Consider the following 301-nt stretch of genomic DNA (forward strand, 5'->3'; position numbering starts at 1 on the left):
CCTATCTATATTCTGCTTATCAAAAAATATCTCACTATGATCAATTGTATCGCCTGACAGAGTAGTAAACATAAAAAAATACCTTGGTGATATTTTACTTCCTAAAGTGATACTTTTTCCACCAAAAGGAAAGACAGTTCTCTCAGTAATGTTAAATTCTTTATCAATAACTTCTTTAATTAGTTTTTCACTATTATTTGCGGTAGGTTCCTTGGGTATATAGCCATCAGCATGAAAAAAATATTCTTTTGACACTTCTCTTTTCTCAATACACTTTCTTCCAAGTGTATATAAGTTATTA

Annotated in this window: 1 pseudogene; it reads right to left on the reverse strand. The window is 29.6% G+C overall.

Annotated features, from left to right (window positions below):
* A pseudogene (locus AOA59_RS31885) lies at positions 1-255 on the reverse strand (DUF3732 domain-containing protein); the annotation flags it as partial.
* Between the last annotated feature and the right edge of the window lie 46 nt (positions 256-301).

The sequence above is a fragment of the Pseudomonas sp. 2822-15 genome (genome assembly GCF_002742515.1).
Lineage (GTDB): Bacteria > Pseudomonadota > Gammaproteobacteria > Pseudomonadales > Pseudomonadaceae > Aquipseudomonas > Aquipseudomonas salomonii.